At 57.1% G+C, this 319-nt stretch carries 1 protein-coding gene; it reads left to right on the top strand.

The window, feature by feature from the left end:
* The first annotated feature begins 141 nt into the window (after positions 1 to 141).
* Positions 142 to 312 carry a hypothetical protein gene (locus C457_RS19480; protein ID WP_239640738.1) on the top strand — a complete coding sequence of 57 codons (171 nt, stop codon included), beginning with the start codon at positions 142 to 144 and terminating at the stop codon, positions 310 to 312.
* Positions 313 to 319: the final 7 nt, after the last annotated feature.

Here is a 319-nt window from a genome sequence, read left to right as displayed (position 1 = left end):
ATTTGCCGAGAACTGGTCCAGGCCGTCGAGAGAACTGAAGTTTTCCCGCTTGACGAACGACTCCGTCCCCAAATCGTCCAGATCGGAGGGGATGCGTGCGGCCCCTGAATAGAGGGCGCAAGTCGGTCGGACGTGTCAACAATGATTCTTGAGACCCTTATGCTTCAGCACCCCCTCTTCGCCGTACAGATGAGCAACACGAAACGTGACTCTCACGGCTACACTCCGATGGACTGCGATGCCGACAGCGAGGCAGACGAGGGGTACCAGCGGTGTCCTATCCGAAGGTACACGACACAGCGTGGTATCTGATGAGTGA

This window comes from Haloferax prahovense DSM 18310, from assembly GCF_000336815.1.
Lineage (GTDB): Archaea > Halobacteriota > Halobacteria > Halobacteriales > Haloferacaceae > Haloferax > Haloferax prahovense.
The sequence above is the reverse complement of the archived record's forward strand: the minus strand, read 5'-3'. Positions and strand labels throughout refer to the sequence as shown.